The sequence below is a fragment of the Sporosarcina sp. BP05 genome (genome assembly GCF_014282005.1).
Taxonomy (GTDB): domain Bacteria; phylum Bacillota; class Bacilli; order Bacillales_A; family Planococcaceae; genus Sporosarcina.
The window spans coordinates 288,289-307,051 of record NZ_JACFTD010000001.1 but is presented as its reverse complement, the minus strand read 5'-3'; the positions used below and the strand labels follow the sequence as shown (position 1 = coordinate 307,051).

Below are 18,763 nucleotides of genomic sequence, written 5' to 3'. Positions count from 1 at the left end.
CAGAATGGGGGGATTAACATGGTAGAAATGAGAACGCCTATCTTGGTATCTGAGGCCGTCGGACTGGTTATGGAGCATGTCCATGTAACCGGAATGGAAACGATTCCGCTCGAACATACATATGGCAGAATTCTTGCCGAACCGATTAACGCAAAACATGATGTACCGTCTTTTGACAGATCACCCTACGATGGGTTCGCAGTTCGTGCAGAAGACACAGTGGGGGCATCAGGAGATAATCGCATTTCGTTCACTGTAATTGGTGAAATTGGCGCGGGGCATGTAGCAGACCGCGGCGTCGGACGAGGGGAAGCGTACCGGATTATGACGGGTGCACCGATTCCGAGAAACGCTGACGCAGTTGTTATGCTGGAGCAGACGACAGAAGGAAAAGGCAGTTTCACAGTACGAAAAACATTTAGCCAAGGTGAGAATATTTCTTTCAAAGGAGAAGACGCAAAAGAGGGTGAACGTCTGACTGAGGCAGGAGCATTTATCCATCCAGGCACAATTGCGCTCCTTGCAACGTTTGGTTATGCGGAAGTTAACGTCGCGAAACGACCTGTTGTAGGCATTCTATCAACGGGTACGGAATTGCTAGAGGTAGCAGACGAACTTGTTCCAGGAAAGATTCGGAACTCAAACGGGCCGATGATTGCTGCGCAATTAACCCGAATGGGAATCGACTATAAATCATACGGGGTGCAGGTAGATGATCTCGATGCATGTACGGAAATCGTTGAAAAAGCACTTGCTGAAACGGACTTGCTTATTACAACAGGCGGTGTTTCTGTCGGTGATTATGATTATTTACCCGCAATCTATGAGCAACTGGGTGCCAAGGTTTTATTCAACAAAGTTGCGATGCGTCCGGGAAGTGTGACGACGGTCGCGGTGCTTGGAGAAAAGCTTTTGTTTGGATTATCGGGCAATCCGTCTGCCTGTTTTACCGGTTTCGAATTGTTCACAAGACCTGCAATTCTTGGCATGCAGGGTGCAATTACGCCGTATATACCGCGCATGCAAGCGGAGCTCGGGGAAGATTTTACGAAGCCAAACCCTTTCACCCGCTTCATCCGAGCCTTCTGGGAAATGACGTCTGACGGGATTATTGCGGTGCCAGCAGGTTTTAATAAATCCAATGCGGTTTCTTCGATTGCACGGGGGAACTGCCTGATTGTCTTGCCAAGCGGAACGCGCGGTTACGCGGCTGGTATGAATGTCGATATGCTGTTACTTGGAGCTGAGCAAGGCGTAGGTGAATGGGTATTATGAAGACGCTCCATGTCGTAGGCTATAAAAATAGCGGCAAGACGACACTTATTACGAGATGGGTACGTTTATTGAAAAATAGAGGTTTTTCGGTTGCTGTACTAAAGCATCATGGGCATGGGGGACAGCCAGCCATGCCGGATTCAAAGACAGATACGATGCAGTTTTTGGGTAGTGGTGCTGACGTTTCGATTGTTGCGGGCGGCGGCGCGGTTCAATTACTGTTGAATGAAGAGCCGGAATTCACAGGGCTCAAGCTACTAGCGACAATAGGTAAGCCGGATTTTTTACTTATTGAAGGGTATAAGAATGAACAAGGTGAGAAAATTGTCCTCCTTAGGGATGCTGAAGATTGGGAGTCGCTGAGTAAATTGGATAGCATTATGCTCATCGTCGGGGTTACAGAAACTCCAACTGGTATGTCACATATAAAATCTAGATTGGATGTTGAACAGCTAGATTCGTGGCTGCTTGACTGGGTTGAAAAGGAGGATGGCGATGAAACCATTTGAAATTGTTGAAACACCGATTGAACCAGGAAAATACACGGAGTACGTTCTCCATGCTGGTGCCGGCGCTGTCACTGTATTCACAGGGCATGTCCGAGAGTGGACGCATGGAATTCGCACACTATATCTGGCTTATGAAGCCTACGTCCCGATGGCGGAAAAGAAACTAGCACAAATTGGCGCGGAAATGGAAGGACAATGGCCAGGCGTCAAAGTGGCAATCGCTCATCGAATCGGAGAAATGCATATTTCAGATATCGCCGTAATCATTGCGGTTTCATCACCCCATCGTAAAGCTGCATATGAGGCGAATGAATATGCCATTGAGCGCATTAAGGAAATCGTGCCGATATGGAAAAAAGAAGTCTGGGAAGATGGCGAAGAATGGCTCGGCGGTCAGAAAAAGTATCCTGAAAAGGGGATTGAGCAGAAGTGATCAAAGTAAGCTATTTTGCAAGGTTGCGTGAACTGACAGGTAAGTCGGACGAGACGATTGAACAACAATCGATGACTGTACGCGAATTGCTAGAGTGGGCAGAAACGACGTATCCGGGTTTTGGAAAAGATACCGTACACGTCGCGGTAAATGAAGAATACGCCTTAAAGGAAGATGTTATCCAATCGGGTGATAGCTGTGCTTTTATCCCACCAGTGAGTGGCGGATGACAAGGACGGTTGGCATCATTTTAGCGGGTGGATTATCGCGACGCTTCGGTTCCCCGAAAGCGTTTACGAAACTAGGCGCGCAGTACTTTTATGAACGGGCAATGGATGCTTTGGTTCCATGCTGTGCCGAAGTTTTTGTGGTAACACGGCTGGAACATATGCAGTGCTTTCCCGGTAGCGTGAACGTGATGACCGATTCAATTAGATATGCGGGGCTCGGTCCGCTTGCAGGGATCCTGTCTGTGATGGAATTCGTGGAAGCGGACCGCTATGCCGTATTGCCGTGCGATATGCCGTTTGTAGATAGTAGGGCCATGTCGAAATTGTTGGAACGCCACGACAAAGGTCTTACTGCAGTTGTTTCGGATGGGCGGTATCATCCGCTCGTTTCCATTTGGGACAGAAAATTGATGAGTGCAGTGAAAGAAGCGCTAGAAAAAGACCAACTACGTGTAATGAAAATACTCGACCAAAGTGATACCGTTTGGGTGGATGGTAGTACTTTGACTGGCGATGAAAAACGGATGTTCATGAACGTGAATACACCGGGAGCCCTAGAAAGGGGATGACGTTTTGGACGCAATCATAGATATGCTTGGACGACCGATTCGGGATCTCCGGATATCGGTGACGGATCGCTGTAATTTTAGATGTGCCTACTGCATGCCGAAAGAAGTTTTTGGTGATAATTATGTGTTTCTGCCAAAAAACGAATTGCTGTCGTTTGAAGAGATTGAACGGTTTGCCAAGTTGTTTGCATTACTCGGCGTGAAAAAGCTCCGTTTGACGGGTGGAGAACCGCTTATGCGCCGTGAGCTTCCGAAACTGGTTGAAAAGTTGATGACGATTGAGGGAATTGAAGATATTGGTTTGACGACGAATGGTGTGTTGCTTAAACAATACGCACAGCCGCTTTATGATGCAGGTCTCCGTCGGTTGAACATGAGCCTTGATGCGCTTGATCCGTCTATTTTCGGAAAACTGAATGGGCGAGGAATAAAACCGCAATTGATTCTATCCAATATCGACTACGCTCAAAAAATCGGCTTTACGATCAAAGTAAATATGGTTGTTCAAAAAGGCGTCAACGAGGGAGAAATCCTTCCAATGGCCGCTTATTTTAAGGAACGCGGTATTACGCTACGGTTCATCGAATTTATGGATGTCGGTAATGATAATGGATGGAGCTTTGAAAAGGTTGTTACGAAAAAAGAGATTTACGACATGATTTCTGCTGTCCACGAGATTGAACCGGCGGAAGAGGATTATTATGGTGAAGTTGCGAAGAGATACCGTTACGTGGGTAATGGGGCGCAAGTTGGGTTCATCACTTCCGTTTCGGAGTCGTTTTGCTCGACGTGTACACGGTCCAGGTTGTCGTCGGATGGCAAACTGTTTACATGTTTGTTTGCGTCAGAAGGGTTTGACCTACGCGAATTGATCCGCAGTGGAATGACAGATGCGGCACTACTTGAAGCGATTACAGGTGTATGGCAGCGTCGCGGCGACCGCTATTCGGATGAGCGAACTGAACAGACGGCGAAAAATCGCAAGAAGATTGGTATGAGCTACATAGGTGGCTGAGGATGGCGCTTATTTTTATGGGGAATGACGTATGGGATGCGAGTGCTTTGTTTATCCCTCTTATAAATTAAAAATTGGATTGCCTTTATTAAGGCAATCCAATTTTCAATCAACCTTCTTCTTCCACAATAACTGCGCGTCCTTTGAGTTTCAATAGCATTGGGATAAGAAGCCATGCCGCAGCAGCGATGATGAAAACGAGCGATAGCGGCTTTGTGAAGAATATGCTGAATTCACCATTTGAAATAGTCAGTGCTCGTCGCATATTATTTTCAATCATCGGACCTAATACAAGTGCCAACACTAATGGAGCAACCGGGAAATCGTTTTTTGATAATAAATAGCCGGCCACACCGCATCCAAGCAACAGATATAAATCAAAAGTTGTATATTGCACTGCGTATACTCCGAAAAATGAAATGGCCACAATGATTGGTAACAAATACTTCTTAGGCGTTTGAATGATTTTGGCAAACACTCGAACGAGTGGCATGTTCAACACTAATAGCATCAAGTTGCCAATAAACATACTCGCAATAAGTCCCCATGCGACTTCCGGATGTTCGTCAAAGAGAAGGGGACCTGGCTGGATGTTGTACATGATAAGTGCGCCCATCAGAATCGCAGTCGTACCGGAGCCGGGGATACCCAATGTTAGTAAGGGAATCATCGCACCACCGGAAGCAGCGTTATTCGCCGATTCTGGGCCCGCCACTCCAGCGATGTTACCTTTCCCAAAGCTTTCAGGATTTTTGCTGAATTTTTTCTCCGTCATGTAGGAGAAGAAGGAAGCTAGTGTCGCACCAGCACCTGGAAGGACTCCGATGAAAAAACCAAGCAAGGAACCACGTACAATAGGGACGGCGCTATCTTTCATATCCTGTTTTGTAGGGAGAATACGGTTGATTTTTGCTATCGCTCCGTCTTCATGATCACGTTCTAAAACCGTCTTGAATACCTCACCGAGTGCGAACAATCCGACTGCAATTGTAAGGAACTCTAATCCGGAAAATAGAATGGGTTGATTGTATGTAAAACGGGCGATTCCCGAAACGGCATCAATACCGATTGTTCCTAACATGAGTCCAAAGACAGTCATCATTAAAGCTTTCGTCATCGATTTACCAGCTAGCCCGCTTACGGCAGCTAGACCTAACAGCATTAAAGAGAAATACTCCGCTGGTCCGAATTTGATGGCGATATTGGAAAGTGGTTCCGCTAACAGCACAAGACCGATTAGCGAAATGATGCCGGCAACAAATGAGCCAATAGCTGAGATGGCCAAAGCTGCTCCGGCTCGGCCTTGTCTAGCCATCTGATAACCGTCAAGTGTGGTGACAACAGAGGAAGATTCACCAGGAGTGTTCAATAAAATAGACGTTGTGGAACCCCCATACATTGCCCCGTAATAGACACCCGCGAGTAAAATGATTGAACTGGCAGCCGCTGCATCTGTTGGCATTCCTGAAGTAATCGTTGCTGTAACGGGGATGAGAAGGGCGACCCCGCTCATCGGCCCAATTCCAGGCAATACGCCGACTGCTGTCCCAATTATGACCCCAACAAATGCAAATAATAAATTATGCCATTGAAAGGCGATACCGAATCCATCGGCTAAAAACTGTAAAGTGCTCATGAATTGACTCCTTTCGTGCTAGAATACAGGGAATCCGGGCAATGATCCGCCAAGAAATTCTGCAAATAGATAATAGATACTTAGTGAAAATACGGCTGCAATAATGACAGAAGGCAATAATCGTCCACGTTCCATCGTCTGAAAAGCGATAAGTAAAAAAAGGAACGTTGAGATGACGTAGCCGACTTTTTCCAATAGAAATGCATATAAAACTGCGCTAGTAAGGATAATAATGAATTTCTTATATTGCAGCTTTGATTCAGATGCTGTTTTAGTTTTGTATTTAAATGTTTCGTATAATAGACGCAAGCTTAATAGAATTAAAATAACACCAAGCCACATTGGGAAAATTTTCGGTCCAACTGTCGATCCGTAGGCACTGTCTGAAATTTTTTGACTTTCGATTACAAACAATAGACCAACTAGTAAAAAGACGATGCTGCTGTATCGGTCGAACGTTTTACTCATAGTCTTCGATACCTCCCAAAAGAAAAGGCGGCTGCTGAAGCCGCCAGAATAATGTTACTTTTGCATACCAAGTGCTGTTAGTAATTCTACAATTACTTTGTCCTGATCTTCCAAATAGATAGTGAAATCTTCGGCATTACGGTATTCGCTTTCCCAACCATTTTTCTCTAATTCAGCTTTCCACTCATCTGTTTCTACCATCTTCTCTAGCTTTTCAGACCAGTAGTCATAAGCTGTATCAGACATTTCTTTAGGACCAAAGAGACCGCGCCAAATTGTGAATTCTGCGTCAATCCCTTCTTCTTGGAATGTAGGAACTTCCGCCAATTCACCCCCAAGACGATCCGATGAACTAACTGCAAGGACACGGACATCGCCGGATTTCACGTACGCGCCAATAGCAGAGGCATCTGTTGCGATAACATCGGCATTCCCTCCAAGCAATGCCGCGACAGCTTCTCCGCCGCCGTCATACGATACATATTTTACTGTTTTCGGGTCAATACCGTATTTGAATGCAGGTAAGACGCCGACAAGATGGTCCATCGATCCTGGAGCAGAACCGCCGGCAAGTGTCACCGATTTAGGATCTTTCTTGATTGTTTCCAGCACATCTTTCAATGTTTTGAACTCTGAATCCGCTTTGACAACAATTGCTCCGTAGTCACGCGTTAGTTGTGCTAAAGGTTTAGTATCTTTAAAGCCGTAAGGACTGTTTCCTTCCGCCTTATTGTTGTTGATTAAGATTGGTGGAGATTTAACAAGAAGGGCGTAATCATTTTTTACTTCTTTTGTTGCAAACTCTGCCATGTAAACAGCACCGCCACCACCAGGCTTGTTTTCAACTACAATCGATTTATCAATTAGCTTCGTATCGCTCATCGTTTTTACAATTGCTCTAGCGGTCAGATCCCATCCGCCACCTGCCCCGGAAGGAGCAACGATTGTAATGTTTTTCTCGGGATATTTCGATGATGCGCTTTCAGCGTCGTCCGCAGAACATGCTGCAAGGCTTAGCGCTAACATACTTGCTAGGGTAACCGTCGTAAGTTTCTTCCACATTTTCTTATAATCCCCCTTATAATAAAAAGATGACAGCGTTTTCATCCGCTGTCATCAATCTATCAGAATTTTGGTAAAATTGAGAGTTATCGTTTATAAGTTCGATAATGAAGTTAAACGTCATTTTGTTCATATTGTTCACCGTTCTTTGATGAAATACCTTCTTTCCGGACGTCCGACAGAACCATATAGAAGTTCTGTAAATGCACGTTTTTCTGACACAAGGTATTCTAGATAACGTCTTGCGGTCGAACGACTTACGCCAATTTCCAATCCAAGTGTTTCGGCAGTAATGCCGCCTTCTATACATTTAATATGGCTGACTACCTTCTCCTTGGTCATTGGGTCAATCCCTTTTGGCGGGATTGAATCAGGGGCTGATGTAGTTGATGGTGTTTTATTCCAAAGGGATTTGATGGTGTCTTCTTGCATAGGCCCTTCCCCGGATAGCGTTTCTCTTTTATCCTTATAAGAGAGGAGGCTATCCCTAAATCGATCGAATGTGAGCGGTTTTAAGACGTAGTCGATAACTCCGTGGCGGAATGCTCTTTTTACAATATCAATTTCTGACGCGGCGGTTATGAAAATAATATCTGTTTCCGGACTATTTTCATGAATGAACCCCATTAGCTCCGTGCCGAGCGCGTCAGGTAAATAGACATCGAGCAATACGAGGTCTGGCAACAATGCTGAAATCCAATCTTTCGCTTCATCACTGGTATGCGCGAAACCCACGACAGTGAAGCCATCAATTTTCTCGATGAACCGTTTATGGATGTCAGCAATTCGCAAATCATCTTCAATAATTAAGACTTCAATCAGATCTGTCATATGAAAAACCTCCTTTCGGGATAGAAATGATGAACAGTGCACCGCCTAAATCTCCTTTTTCCAGCGTAATGGAACCTCCGAGATCATTCACGTTTTCCGCAACTTTCATGAGTCCATATCCATGGTCCCCTTGTTCTTTTGTTGATACCTTTTCTTGAAATAGAACATCCAGTACTTCATCAGCTATCCCATGTCCCGAATCTTCTATTTCGATTAAAATTTCTTGTCCGTTATCCAAAATGAAGATACGAACCATTCGCTGTTCTTCGGGATAGGACTCAACAGCTTCAAAAGCATTTGTTACTAGATTTCCTATAATAGAAACGAAGTGGTTTTTTTCCAAGTGTTTCGGAAGTGTCTGCAAGAAACTATCTTCATCAAGAAGGAACCGGACTTTCAATTCTTTCGCACGGTTGAAGAAACCGATGACAATCCCTCCGAGAAACGGGTCTTGCAATCGCTTTGTTACGAACTGGATGAGTGATTGATGTTCAGCTGTCTCGTCATGAATAAGGCTTAGTGCTTCGTCGTATGAATTAAGCTGAATAAGACCTGAAATGGTGTACAAGAAATTAGTGTATTCATGGGTCTGTGCTCGAAGTGCTTCGGTATACCGTTTGACTTGCGATAATTCCATTGCCAGTTGGTCAATATCTGATTGTAGTCGGAAAGTTGAAACTGCACCGACGATCTGCTCGCCGACACGAATCGGAATACGGTTTACAATTACCTTTTTCCCGTGAATCTCCATCGGTCGATCGAGATGCCTTTCTCCAGTTTCAAGTACCTTTGGAAGGAGGGTGTTCGGAAGGACTTCCTGAATTGTCCGTCCGATTAGTTCAGTCTGCCCTGGCAGGGAAAGTGTTTCATATGCGGCCATATTCACCGTCGTAATGATACCTTTGGCGTCGACCATAATGATTCCTTCGCGTACAGACTCGATAAGTGCATTTCGTTCGGTGAATAAATTCGCTATTTCTGCAGGCTCTAAGTTGAACAGTTCCTTTTTAATGTTGTGGGCTAGAACGCTTGAACCAATAACACCCAGGATAATTGCGATAAGCACGATGTAGGAAATGTTATCGACATACTGAAAAAAGATAGAGGAAATATCCTCTTTTAAAAAACCGACGGAAACGATACCGATTATTTCACCGTACTCGTTAAATACGGGTGTTTTTCCGCGTAAAGCGGCCCCAAGTGTCCCGGTTGCCTCGGAAATATAGGATTCCCCTAGTAGGAGCGCACGTTCATTATCATCGCCAACCATTTTTTGGCCAATCCGTTCAGCAACAGGATGCGCATACCGGATACCTTCACTGTTTCCGATAACGACATATTCAGCTCCTGTTTTAAGTCGCACTGCTTCGGCAATCGGCTGCAATGCTTCCGATGGATTAACCTGTCCAAATCCTGCACGGACATCGGGACGATCCGCCGTCGTCCTGGCTATACTTAGTGCGCGGTCTCCGATCTGCTGCTCAATGCCTTGTGACATCGTGAAGTAGAAGGAAATGCCGATAATAATTGCCACTAGGGAAACAAAGAGGGCGCCATATGAGAATATGCGTGACTGTAAGGAAACGGGTTTCATCGAGATCATCTCTCTATCTTTAAGGAATCTAGATGCAGCAAAACCACTAGTGACCTGCTTGAAGTTTGCCACAGGTCAAATGCTACTCTCTATATGTTACACTATTGTCAATTGTGGGAATAGGGGGATTCGAATGAAACCAAGAATTTTCATTACAAGAAAGCTAGAGGAGGAAGCGGTAGCGCCGCTCCGAGAGAAATTTGATGTAAGGATGTGGGAGGAGGAAGGTGTAGCGGTTCCGCGCGCTATTTTATTAACAGAAGTGGCAGAAGCAGATGCACTATGGTCGGTTTTGGCGGATAGCATCGATCGTGAGGTATTTGAAGCAGGTAAGAAACTTAAAGTCGTTGCAAATATGGCGGTTGGTTATAATAATATCGACCTAGAAGCGGCAAGGGTACATGACGTATTCGTGACGAATACGCCAGGTGTTTTGACGGAAACGACGGCGGATCTTGCTTTTGCGCTTCTTCTTGCAACAGCACGCAAACTAATCTCAGCAGAAAATGAAATTAGAAAAGGCAATTGGAATTCGTGGGCTCCGATGAAATTTACGGGAATGGATGTTGGCGGTGCAACACTAGGAATCATTGGTATGGGAAGGATTGGCGAAGCGGTTGCGCGTCGGGCAAAAGGCTTTGATATGACAGTTCTTTATCATAATCGCAGTCGTAAACTGGATGCGGAAGACGAGAACGGTTTTGAATTCAGAGAGTTGGATGCACTGCTAAAAGAGGCGGATTTCGTTATTATATTAGCACCGTTTACACCTGAGACCGCGGGAATGATTGGTGCGCGGGAACTCGGCCTTATGAAAAATACGGGCGTTCTCATAAACGTTGCTCGTGGTGGAATTGTTGATGAGGCGGCCCTTTACGAAGCATTGAAAAACGATACGATTTGGGGGGCGGGGCTTGACGTGTTTGAAACAGAACCCGTTTCACTCGATCATCCGCTTCTTACACTCCCGAATTTGACGGTACTGCCACATATCGGCAGTGCCAGCATTAAAACGCGACTTGCGATGATGAATTTGAACGCGCAGGCAATTACGGATGTCCTTGAAGGGCGCGACCCAGAAAATCAAGTCATTTAAAAGGATTCGAATGAAATATTGTCGAATTAACCATACATCTAGTTCAATTTAAGGAGGAATCAACGTCATGAAAGGTGCAATCACCCCATACTTAACGTTTTACGGAGAAGGAAATGAAGCGGCTGAATTCTATACAAACTTATTAGGACTTGAGAGAATCAGAATGCAGAAATATGCAGACGCTAATTTGCCACATCCAACCGAAGCAGCTGATTATCTTCTTCATTGCCACTTAAAAAAAGGTGATTTTCAGATTATGCTTGCCGATTCTGTGGACAAGCCAGCTGAAAATCACAAACTAGGTGTTACCCTCCTTATCGACTGTGAAAGTGAGGAAGAGGCGAAGCGATTATACGACGGCCTACGCGAAGAAGGCAAGGTACTAATGGAATTGCAAGATATGTTCTGGGGTGCTAAGTATGGGAAAGTAAAGGATAAGTATGGTTTTACATGGGATTTGAACTTTGAGGAAAAGAGCTAAGTATAGGATGAAAAAAACGAGAAATCTATCCCGTCTAAGGTGATGGATTTCTCGTTTTTCTATAAATAAATGCCTAATTTTGTCGACATACAGCCTCTTACGGTTTCTGAATTTGCCATGATTGTTTAGCGGATCGCAAAACATTTACTTAGAGTGGTTTGTAAACAAATTAAATACACCCAGTGCATCAAGGAAGACAATAATAATTGCAATAGGGGCTAGATATTTTAACAAATAGAACCAAACAGTAAAGAAAAGGTTGCCGATTTTCGAACCTTGCCTCATCTCATCAAATAAATCTGTTTTAGATATCTTCAATGGGATGAAAATAGAAATTAATAATGCGCCGAGTGGCAGCAATACATTACTTACTGCAAAATCGACTAAATCAAATACCGTTTTATCGAAAAACTTTACATCAGCCATTACTCCATATGATAAACAAGATGGAATTCCAACGATGAAAATCGCAATTCCGATTATCCAAGTGAATTTTTTCCGTTTTGAAGGATCATTTTTCGTCATAGTTGCAACGATTATTTCAATCATTGAGAATGCGGAGGTTAAAGCCGCGAATAAGAATAAAAGCAAAAATGCAATGAAGAAGTACATACCAAAGGGCATTTGATTGAATACAGCTGGTAATACTGAAAAGATTAATGTCGGTCCTGCGTCTGGTTCAAGCCCAAATGAAAACACGCCTGGGAAAATCGCTAGCCCAGCTAACAGAACGATGACAATATTCATAGCAATGATTGACATCGCTGAGCCCGGTAGATTTTGCGTTTTAGGAAGATAAGAAGCGTACGTAACCATGACGGAAGCTCCTAATGTCAATGTGAAAAATGCTTGTCCCAGGGCGAATAAAATTGTTTCAGATGTCAGTTTAGTAAAGTCGGGTACGAGTAGAAACTTCACACCCTCCATTGCCCCATCTAAGCTAAGAGACCGGATGACGATGATGACAAACAAAATAAAGAGGGCGGGCATCATAATCTTACTTGCCTTCTCAATTCCCTTTTGAACGCCTTGGGCTACAACAACAATTGTCAGCACCAAAAAGAGTAATTGACCGGTTAGGGTAGAGTACGGGTTCGAAATAATTTCTCCAAATAGTGGCCCGAACTGATCTTGCGAAAGTCCTGCAAGGCCCCCGGTCATAGCTTTAACTAAGTAGAGGATAATCCATCCTCCAACAACACTGTAAAATGACAAAACGAGAAAACTCGTAACAACACCAATAACCCCTGTTATATGCCACCCTGAATTGGGTGCAAACTTTTTGTAGGTAGTAATAGCGTCACTTTGGCTTTTTCGCCCAAGAATGAATTCTCCGATTAGCAGAGGGAATCCAAGTAATAGTGTGAATAACAAGAAGATAAGTAAAAAGGCACCACCACCACCAGTTCCGGCTACATATGGGAATTTCCAAATGGCCCCTAACCCAATTGCTGACCCGGCAGCTGCTAACACAAACCCAATTTTTGATTTCCAATGTTCTTGTTGAGGCATATGGTCAATCCTTTCGATGAAACGAATATGTACTTATTAATAAAATAAGAGGTAGATGTATAATGGTAGCTTATTTTTGGGGGACTGTCACTAAATTCACAAATTTTGGAGCGTTGCAAGTATACGCCCTAAAGAACAAAAAAAGCTTCCCACATGGAAAGCGTAATGTGGGAAGCTTTTCAACATCAATTGAATAGATTTATGGTTGTAATAATAATTGGCATTGCAAACACGTCAATAAGGAACGCACCGACAATCGGTACGACTAGGTATGCTTTTGTCGAAGGACCGTACCTTGCTGTGACAGCTGCCATATTTGCCATTGCATTAGGTGTAGCACCGAGACCATGCCCTGTAAAACCGGCTACCATTATAGCCGCGTCATAATCTTTCCCGAGTAGACGGAACAAGACGAAAATCCCGAAAAGGACGATGAAGACAACTTGGACAAAGACGATAACAAGTAGTGGAAGAGCCAAATTGGCCACTTCCCACAGTTTGATGCTCATTAGTGCCATTGAAAGGAAGATTCCTAATGTAACGTCGCTGATTAAGCCAATGCTCTTCATGTCGATTGCTTTTGGATTAATTTTGTCGACGATATTCCGAACAAAAACAGCAACAAACATGGCTCCTACATAGCCTGGTAGAACAAATCCAGTTGCAGTTGAAAACAATTCACCCAAATACGTACCAAGCGCCATACAAAGTGTAATGAGGAAAATTTGTGTGAAAAATGAATCTGTTTGAATCGGCTTTTCTATCTCTGCAATAGGGCTACCAATCCCATTCTCCGTTTCAGAAGGCTTGAGATTGTGTTTTGTAATGAGATATTTAACGGTAGGACCACCAATAAGACCGCCGGCAACAAGTCCAAATGTAGCCGCTGCAACTCCGATTGAAAGAGCTGAATTAATACCCATATCTTCAAGCGTTTGGCCGAATGCAGTAGCGGCTCCGTGTCCGCCTTCCATTGAAACTGCCCCAGCCATCATCCCGATGAGTGGGTGCAAGTCGAACAAATAAGCCATCGAGACTCCGATTGTGTTTTGTGCAAGCGCTAAAAATCCACATGCCAGCCAGTAGATGACAAGAACCTTCCCGCCAAGTTTAATAAGTTTAAAGCTTGCTCCTAAACCGATTGTCGTAAAGAATGTAAGCATGAATAAACTTTGTAGGGATGTATCAAGTGTGATTTCTAGCCATCCAAGAGATTTGAGAATGGTCGCTAAAGTGGCGAATAATAATCCACCAACAACGGGAGCAGGTATACAGAACTTTCGTAAAAAACCAACCTTTTTAATTAAAACCATTCCGAAGGTTAGTAATGCGATGGCAAGGAAAATCGTGGAGACTTGATTAAGAACTAGCGTCATGAATTTTCCCTCCTAAAAAAGTTGTAATAGCTTCATTTATTAAGTATGCTCCAAGTTTTACTGTCCGATTATTTTCATCCAAAAGAGGATTTACTTCCGAAATGTCAAATGACAGTGTTTTTTCGTGTGAGGCGACTGTTCGAATAATTGAACGCACAACGGAAGGATCTAGTCCAAATGGCGAAGGGGCACTGACGCCTGGCGCGAAGGCGGCATTCAGTACATCTGTGCATAAGGTAAGAAAAACAAAGTCATGTTGGTTGATAAATTGTTCAAGAGCTACTGTTAATTTGTTTATATTTCCGATATGCATATTCTCTTCGTATTCATATTTGACGCCGAGCCTATCGGCTGTATCAAACAGTTCTTGCGTGTTGCCGTATCGCTGAATTCCGACGACGAAGTAGCTGCTCTTTTTATCATGCTCAAGTATTTGTTTGAACATCGTGCCTGATGACGGTTGTTCGTCGTATGAGCGTAAGTCGAAGTGGGCATCTATGTTAATAATCCCGAGAGAAGCGTGTTCTCCGATTGATTTTCGGATTCCAAGATAATGACCGTAAGCGGTTTCATGACCGCCACCAAGAATGATTGGTGTCATTTTTTTCTCTAGTGCTTTTGCAATTGTGTCGCCTAGTTGTTGTTGGGCTTTTTCTAGGTCAGTACCCATGTATTGAATATTTCCAACATCGACAAGTCGTTTACTTTCCGGGAACTTCCATGGCAGTTTGGCTAGTTCACTACGCAATGCATCTGGCGCTTGTGCTGCGCCAAGTTGTCCTTTGTTGCGACGGACGCCTTCCTCGCTTTCAAAACCGATAATTGCACATGTATCGGGTGATGATGGAAAATCTTCCACCCCGATAACTTCAACGACTTGGTGATAGCGAAAACTCGTTCTATTTTCAATGTGATCTGTACGTCCTGACCATATATGATTATCTACTTTAGTAAGCAATTGTTTCACCCTTTCCGAACTTTCAGATACAGCGTTATTCATTTATTATAAAGTATTTAATTTATAACTTCTAATATGTAATTACTATATATTTATATTCAAAAACTATAACTCGGGGGGAGTGACAATCAGTATGGACTTAAAACAGTTAAACTATTTCGTTTCAGTCGTCGATCATATGAGTTTTTCCAAAGCGGCAGAGAAGTTACATATCTCTCAACCGTCATTAAGCAACGCCATAAAAAACTTGGAACGGGATTTGGGGTTTCAAATTATTGAACGTAACACAAGGAATAGTAGACTAACGGAAGCGGGAGAGGTTTTATACGACAGAGCGATTCATCTTTTATCAGAAATGTCGATTGTAAAGAAGGAAATGGAAGAGGTAAGGCTCATTGGAAAAGGGGAACTCCAAATCGGCATGATTGAATCGGTGAAGTATTGGATTCCAAAAGTGATCTCTCGATACAATGAGCATTTTTCCGGGATGCACATTCGATTAATGGAAGTATTAGGTGGTGACGATGTAAAGAATTCGTTGAGGAAATATGAAACACATGCCATCATCACGAACCAGCAAATTAAAGAGGAGGATATTGAAGCAGTCCCATTGTACAAGGAAAAACTTGTATTGGTCCTTCATGAAAGTCATCTAATGGCGGGAAGGGAATCAATAACGTTAAAAGAGTTGAAGCATGAGCAATTCATCATTAGTACCGAAGGGTTTCAGACAAGGGAAGACATATTACGTGCTTTTGCATTGGACAATACGGCGCCTACAATTAAATACGAAATTGAGCGTTTCGAAACGGCATTAAGTTTAGTCAGTGAAAATTTAGGCATTGCACTTATTCCCGAAAATTACTTACAAGGACCACATGACTTTTCAATCGTCAGTAAAGTCATCGATTCTTCTGCGCTGGAGAGAACCGTGTATTTGACGTACATGAAAGATCGGTATTTATCACCGGCGATAAAAGCATTTATAACGGAAGTTGAAAACTTCTTTTTATACAAGGACGCGTCTGTTGATTAACCCTTCATTTGTATGAAATACTCGTGAGAAGGGCTTGGAAAACGCCATTTTCACTGGATCATTTTCGGTCCGCTTTCGGCTAAGTATTCATGACAGATTTACTGAGGGGCTTAAGTGTGGCTAGAAGTGACTCCGTCACTTCTAGCCACATTTTTTTCAATAACCCTGTTGCGAATAGTTGCCTGTCGCGTACCTACACTATTCAAGTGAAAAATGCAGTTGTTTTTGAAGAAAAGAGTAGATAACTTTCTATAGAGAGTGTAAGTGCCCGAAGATGCAATTTCGGGTACTCTTGAACGTTGTATAATGTGCTTCTTGCTTAATTTTAACAAAGAGTATGAACTAATCATGTGATACCTACTAGAAAGTGACACTTCTTTAATGAAAAAAGAGAAAACCCTATAGAAAGTTTCAGCCGCCAAAATTGCATCTTTGGCGGCTTTTCTCCAGGTTGTTGCCCTCTATTCTTTCGTCCCAAAAGGCTCAAGCACTACATGTATTTATGAATTTGGAGCGCGACGGATGAAGGATCACCATGCGATTACCGAAAAAAATGTGTGGGGGTGCGACAAAGTCGCACCCCCACACATCCAGCCATCTCGGTAATCGTATAGAAGTCATTCAATCCAAAGCAAAACAAAGTCATCTATACACGTAGTGCCCAGTGTTCGGTAGTGAAATTAACTAGTTATTTCCCGCCAAGCAAATTGAACAAGCCGCCTGCAATACTTCCTTCATCACGTGAACCTCCACCAGGTGTTTGCGGTGCAGCTGCAAAGACACGGCTAGCGAGTCTAGAGAATGGAAGTGATTGAATCCAAACAGTTCCAGGTCCCTTTAGTGTCGCAAAAAAGAGTCCTTCACCGCCGAATAATGCCGTTTTTACACCTTTCACCATTTCGATGTTGTAATTCACGTTATGCGTCATCGCCACGAGACATCCCGTGTCAACACGTAATATTTCGCCCGGTCGCAGCCTTTTTTCGATAATCGTACCTCCAGCGTGGATGAACGTCATACCATCGCCTTCGAGTTTTTGCATGATGAACCCTTCACCACCGAAAAAGCCGGTACCCAGTTTACGTTGAAATTCAATTCCAACGGACACGCCTTTTGCCGCAGCAAGAAAGGCATCTTTTTGGCAGATGATTTTGCCGTTATGCTCACTTAAATCCATCGGAATGATTTTCCCAGGGTAAGGAGATGCGAAAGAGACATGCTTTTTGCCTGCCCCCGTATTTGTGAATGTTGTCATGAATAAACTTTCTCCAGTCAACATTCGTTTTCCGGCGCCCATCAGTTTCCCCATAATTCCCCCGCCTGAAGTGCCGGATCCGTCACCGAAGATTGTTTCCATTTCGATACCGTCCTCCATCATCATAAGAGCCCCTGCTTCTGCCACTACCGTCTCTTTAGGATCAAGCTCAACTTCTACAAACTGCATATCATCGCCATGTATTTTGTAATCAATTTCATGATTGTTCATCTTATCTCGTTCCTCCCTAAGAAAAAATATTCTACTACTCAATCATACGAAATAGAGTGGAGAAAGTTTCAAAAAAGTGAAGAGGAAATCTAACTATTCGAGTGTGTCCACATAACGCCAAACTTTGTAAGCGAGCTCGTGAGCTTCGGGTTCGTGAGAGAATCCTTTGAAAGCCTCCCGGAACGAGCGGACGATGGACTCGAGTACGAATATTCGTGGACACTCAGAGCGAAGTTCTTCCAATAGAAATTGAACATATTGTTTGCCAGCGGGAAGAGCATCGTCTCCGAGTAGTTCCGAAAACCCTGTAAGGCTTTCGAGCAATTGTTCCTTTGTCTCTGCTTGTTCTCCTACATCACTATTCAACTTGAAAAATACATCTTCAGTGAAAAAAGCATCTTTTGTGCTAATCATACCCGGCATGATGGAATCGATTCTACGTAGTAAGAAAGTGACGAGTTTCAAGGAGTCCATTTCCTCTTTGGAAACGGCTGACCAAGCATGAAGTATTTGCTGCATCATTCCGAATAGCATAACGGCGCAATCAGCAGCGTAGGGCACTGCATCTTTGCCATAGACGTCCACCAGTCTTCTTGTTAACCAAGAAAACTCAGCTAAAAGCATGTTCTTGATGAAACCTCGCAAGTCGCTATCCCCTGAATGAAAGACTGCCTCAAAAATGGGTAGCAAATTTTGTTCACGATTCAAGTGCATACGAATCAAAATTTGTTCAACCAAAATGTGCTTATCGGACAAGTCTTGTCCAATAAGCAATTCATGCCTTCTTACAGTCGTCTCATCGTGTGCATGTTCGAGTATCGCTTTAAGACATTCATTCTTGGAAGAGAAGTAATTATAGAATGTTCCTTTTGAAATACAGGACTCGTCTAATATGTCTTGAACAGACGTAGTGGAAAACCCTTTATCTATAAAAAGTCGTTGTGCTGTCAATAAAACCTGGCGTTTACGATCGTTCATATAATCACCTTTATTCTGTATTTTGTTGAGATTTTCAAGAAGAGATAAATTAAATTTGTACTAGTGGTACATTTATATGGTATCTCTAAAGTGTTGTTATATCAATGATATAAATTTTTTTATATGAAAGCGTTTACGGAGGTTGCATGTTTTGGACTATCGGTATAATATATTGAACATGATGTACTCGGGGTACAAAATCTATACGTTACGTATTA

19 protein-coding genes are annotated in these 18,763 nt (G+C 43.3%); 9 read left to right on the top strand and 10 right to left on the bottom strand.

Features of this window, described 5'->3' with window-relative positions; all coding sequences use genetic code 11:
• Positions 1-18: 18 nt before the first annotated feature.
• From H2672_RS01285 to moaA, 6 genes are read left to right on the top strand one after another with little or no spacing between them, the layout of a single operon-like run.
• On the top strand, positions 19-1,275 hold the full coding sequence (locus tag H2672_RS01285) for a molybdopterin molybdotransferase MoeA (protein WP_186668117.1): 1,257 nt from the start codon (positions 19-21) through the stop codon (positions 1,273-1,275).
• Positions 1,263-1,784: a molybdopterin-guanine dinucleotide biosynthesis protein B gene (gene mobB, locus H2672_RS01280; RefSeq protein ID WP_186668115.1), complete on the top strand. Its 522-nt coding sequence runs from the start codon at positions 1,263-1,265 to the stop codon at positions 1,782-1,784. Before H2672_RS01285 ends, mobB begins: the two co-directional genes overlap by 13 nt.
• Complete coding sequence (locus H2672_RS01275) at positions 1,771-2,217, top strand: molybdenum cofactor biosynthesis protein MoaE (RefSeq protein ID WP_186668113.1); 447 nt, start codon at positions 1,771-1,773, stop codon at positions 2,215-2,217. Before mobB ends, H2672_RS01275 begins: the two co-directional genes overlap by 14 nt.
• Positions 2,214-2,447, top strand: coding sequence for a molybdopterin converting factor subunit 1 (gene moaD, locus H2672_RS01270; protein WP_186668111.1), 234 nt, complete (start codon positions 2,214-2,216; stop codon positions 2,445-2,447). Before H2672_RS01275 ends, moaD begins: the two co-directional genes overlap by 4 nt.
• On the top strand, positions 2,444-3,016 hold the full coding sequence (mobA, locus tag H2672_RS01265; RefSeq protein WP_186668109.1) for a molybdenum cofactor guanylyltransferase: 573 nt from the start codon (positions 2,444-2,446) through the stop codon (positions 3,014-3,016). Before moaD ends, mobA begins: the two co-directional genes overlap by 4 nt.
• 22 nt (positions 3,017-3,038) lie before the next feature.
• Positions 3,039-4,031 (top strand): GTP 3',8-cyclase MoaA, encoded by a 993-nt coding sequence (gene moaA / locus H2672_RS01260; RefSeq protein WP_186668361.1) that lies wholly within the window; start codon positions 3,039-3,041, stop codon positions 4,029-4,031.
• A gap of 109 nt (positions 4,032-4,140) precedes the next feature.
• Here the strand turns inward: moaA and H2672_RS01255 are convergent, their stop codons facing one another.
• The 5 genes from H2672_RS01255 to H2672_RS01235 form a co-directional block, all read right to left on the bottom strand.
• Complete coding sequence (locus H2672_RS01255; RefSeq protein ID WP_186668106.1) at positions 4,141-5,667, bottom strand: tripartite tricarboxylate transporter permease; 1,527 nt, start codon at positions 5,665-5,667, stop codon at positions 4,141-4,143.
• An 18-nt stretch (positions 5,668-5,685) separates the two neighbouring features.
• Positions 5,686-6,135, bottom strand: a complete 450-nt coding sequence (locus H2672_RS01250; protein WP_186668104.1) for a tripartite tricarboxylate transporter TctB family protein — start codon at positions 6,133-6,135, stop codon at positions 5,686-5,688.
• 54 nt (positions 6,136-6,189) lie between these two features.
• Positions 6,190-7,197, bottom strand: a complete 1,008-nt coding sequence (locus tag H2672_RS01245; RefSeq protein WP_186668102.1) for a Bug family tripartite tricarboxylate transporter substrate binding protein — start codon at positions 7,195-7,197, stop codon at positions 6,190-6,192.
• A 138-nt stretch (positions 7,198-7,335) separates the two neighbouring features.
• Positions 7,336-8,028 (bottom strand): response regulator, encoded by a 693-nt coding sequence (locus H2672_RS01240; protein ID WP_186668100.1) that lies wholly within the window; start codon positions 8,026-8,028, stop codon positions 7,336-7,338.
• Positions 8,012-9,631, bottom strand: coding sequence for an ATP-binding protein (locus H2672_RS01235; RefSeq protein ID WP_370569578.1), 1,620 nt, complete (start codon positions 9,629-9,631; stop codon positions 8,012-8,014). The genes H2672_RS01240 and H2672_RS01235 overlap by 17 nt, the downstream gene beginning before the upstream one ends.
• A gap of 124 nt (positions 9,632-9,755) precedes the next feature.
• Here H2672_RS01235 and H2672_RS01230 point away from each other — a divergent pair, with 124 nt between their 5' ends.
• Both H2672_RS01230 and H2672_RS01225 read left to right on the top strand, forming a co-directional pair.
• Positions 9,756-10,718 carry a 2-hydroxyacid dehydrogenase gene (locus H2672_RS01230; RefSeq protein WP_186668099.1) on the top strand — a complete coding sequence of 321 codons (963 nt, stop codon included), beginning with the start codon at positions 9,756-9,758 and terminating at the stop codon, positions 10,716-10,718.
• Between the two features lie 67 nt (positions 10,719-10,785).
• A complete protein-coding gene (locus H2672_RS01225; protein ID WP_186668098.1) occupies positions 10,786-11,199 on the top strand; it encodes a VOC family protein in 414 nt (137 codons plus the stop codon).
• A 144-nt stretch (positions 11,200-11,343) separates the two neighbouring features.
• Here the strand turns inward: H2672_RS01225 and H2672_RS01220 are convergent, their stop codons facing one another.
• The 3 genes from H2672_RS01220 to hutG all read right to left on the bottom strand — a co-directional run bounded on the left by H2672_RS01220 (position 11,344) and on the right by hutG (position 15,045).
• Positions 11,344-12,711, bottom strand: coding sequence for a sodium-dependent transporter (locus tag H2672_RS01220; RefSeq protein WP_186668097.1), 1,368 nt, complete (start codon positions 12,709-12,711; stop codon positions 11,344-11,346).
• A gap of 185 nt (positions 12,712-12,896) precedes the next feature.
• The gene (gltS, locus tag H2672_RS01215; RefSeq protein ID WP_186668096.1) at positions 12,897-14,087 is read right to left on the bottom strand and encodes a sodium/glutamate symporter; all 1,191 of its coding nucleotides are present in this window, start codon (positions 14,085-14,087) and stop codon (positions 12,897-12,899) included.
• Positions 14,071-15,045 (bottom strand): formimidoylglutamase, encoded by a 975-nt coding sequence (gene hutG / locus H2672_RS01210; protein ID WP_255485233.1) that lies wholly within the window; start codon positions 15,043-15,045, stop codon positions 14,071-14,073. The genes gltS and hutG overlap by 17 nt, the downstream gene beginning before the upstream one ends.
• Positions 15,046-15,178: 133 nt before the next feature.
• Between hutG and H2672_RS01205 the strand changes: the two genes are divergently transcribed.
• Positions 15,179-16,081: a LysR family transcriptional regulator gene (locus H2672_RS01205; RefSeq protein WP_186668094.1), complete on the top strand. Its 903-nt coding sequence runs from the start codon at positions 15,179-15,181 to the stop codon at positions 16,079-16,081.
• A gap of 688 nt (positions 16,082-16,769) precedes the next feature.
• Here H2672_RS01205 and H2672_RS01200 read toward each other — a convergent pair.
• Both H2672_RS01200 and H2672_RS01195 read right to left on the bottom strand, forming a co-directional pair.
• Positions 16,770-17,567 (bottom strand): TIGR00266 family protein, encoded by a 798-nt coding sequence (locus tag H2672_RS01200; RefSeq protein WP_186668092.1) that lies wholly within the window; start codon positions 17,565-17,567, stop codon positions 16,770-16,772.
• A 93-nt stretch (positions 17,568-17,660) separates the two neighbouring features.
• The gene (locus H2672_RS01195) at positions 17,661-18,545 is read right to left on the bottom strand and encodes a TetR/AcrR family transcriptional regulator (protein WP_186668090.1); all 885 of its coding nucleotides are present in this window, start codon (positions 18,543-18,545) and stop codon (positions 17,661-17,663) included.
• Between the last annotated feature and the right edge of the window lie 218 nt (positions 18,546-18,763).

Bases quoted from the DNA above. Each gene is read 5' to 3' on its own strand.
- mobA (WP_186668109.1), top strand. From the start codon at position 2,444: ATGACAAGGACGGTTGGCATCATTTTAGCGGGTGGATTATCGCGACGC.
- moaA (WP_186668361.1), top strand. From the start codon at position 3,039: ATGCTTGGACGACCGATTCGGGATCTCCGGATATCGGTGACGGATCGC.
- H2672_RS01275 (WP_186668113.1), top strand. From the start codon at position 1,771: ATGAAACCATTTGAAATTGTTGAAACACCGATTGAACCAGGAAAATAC.
- H2672_RS01195 (WP_186668090.1), bottom strand. From the start codon at position 18,545: ATGAACGATCGTAAACGCCAGGTTTTATTGACAGCACAACGACTTTTT.
- H2672_RS01250 (WP_186668104.1), bottom strand. From the start codon at position 6,135: ATGAGTAAAACGTTCGACCGATACAGCAGCATCGTCTTTTTACTAGTT.
- H2672_RS01225 (WP_186668098.1), top strand. From the start codon at position 10,786: ATGAAAGGTGCAATCACCCCATACTTAACGTTTTACGGAGAAGGAAAT.
- H2672_RS01285 (WP_186668117.1), top strand. From the start codon at position 19: ATGGTAGAAATGAGAACGCCTATCTTGGTATCTGAGGCCGTCGGACTG.
- H2672_RS01230 (WP_186668099.1), top strand. From the start codon at position 9,756: ATGAAACCAAGAATTTTCATTACAAGAAAGCTAGAGGAGGAAGCGGTA.
- gltS (WP_186668096.1), bottom strand. From the start codon at position 14,087: ATGACGCTAGTTCTTAATCAAGTCTCCACGATTTTCCTTGCCATCGCA.
- H2672_RS01220 (WP_186668097.1), bottom strand. From the start codon at position 12,711: ATGCCTCAACAAGAACATTGGAAATCAAAAATTGGGTTTGTGTTAGCA.
- H2672_RS01245 (WP_186668102.1), bottom strand. From the start codon at position 7,197: ATGTGGAAGAAACTTACGACGGTTACCCTAGCAAGTATGTTAGCGCTA.
- H2672_RS01235 (WP_370569578.1), bottom strand. From the start codon at position 9,631: ATGATCTCGATGAAACCCGTTTCCTTACAGTCACGCATATTCTCATAT.
- H2672_RS01240 (WP_186668100.1), bottom strand. From the start codon at position 8,028: ATGACAGATCTGATTGAAGTCTTAATTATTGAAGATGATTTGCGAATT.
- mobB (WP_186668115.1), top strand. From the start codon at position 1,263: ATGGGTATTATGAAGACGCTCCATGTCGTAGGCTATAAAAATAGCGGC.
- H2672_RS01255 (WP_186668106.1), bottom strand. From the start codon at position 5,667: ATGAGCACTTTACAGTTTTTAGCCGATGGATTCGGTATCGCCTTTCAA.
- H2672_RS01205 (WP_186668094.1), top strand. From the start codon at position 15,179: ATGGACTTAAAACAGTTAAACTATTTCGTTTCAGTCGTCGATCATATG.
- H2672_RS01200 (WP_186668092.1), bottom strand. From the start codon at position 17,567: ATGAACAATCATGAAATTGATTACAAAATACATGGCGATGATATGCAG.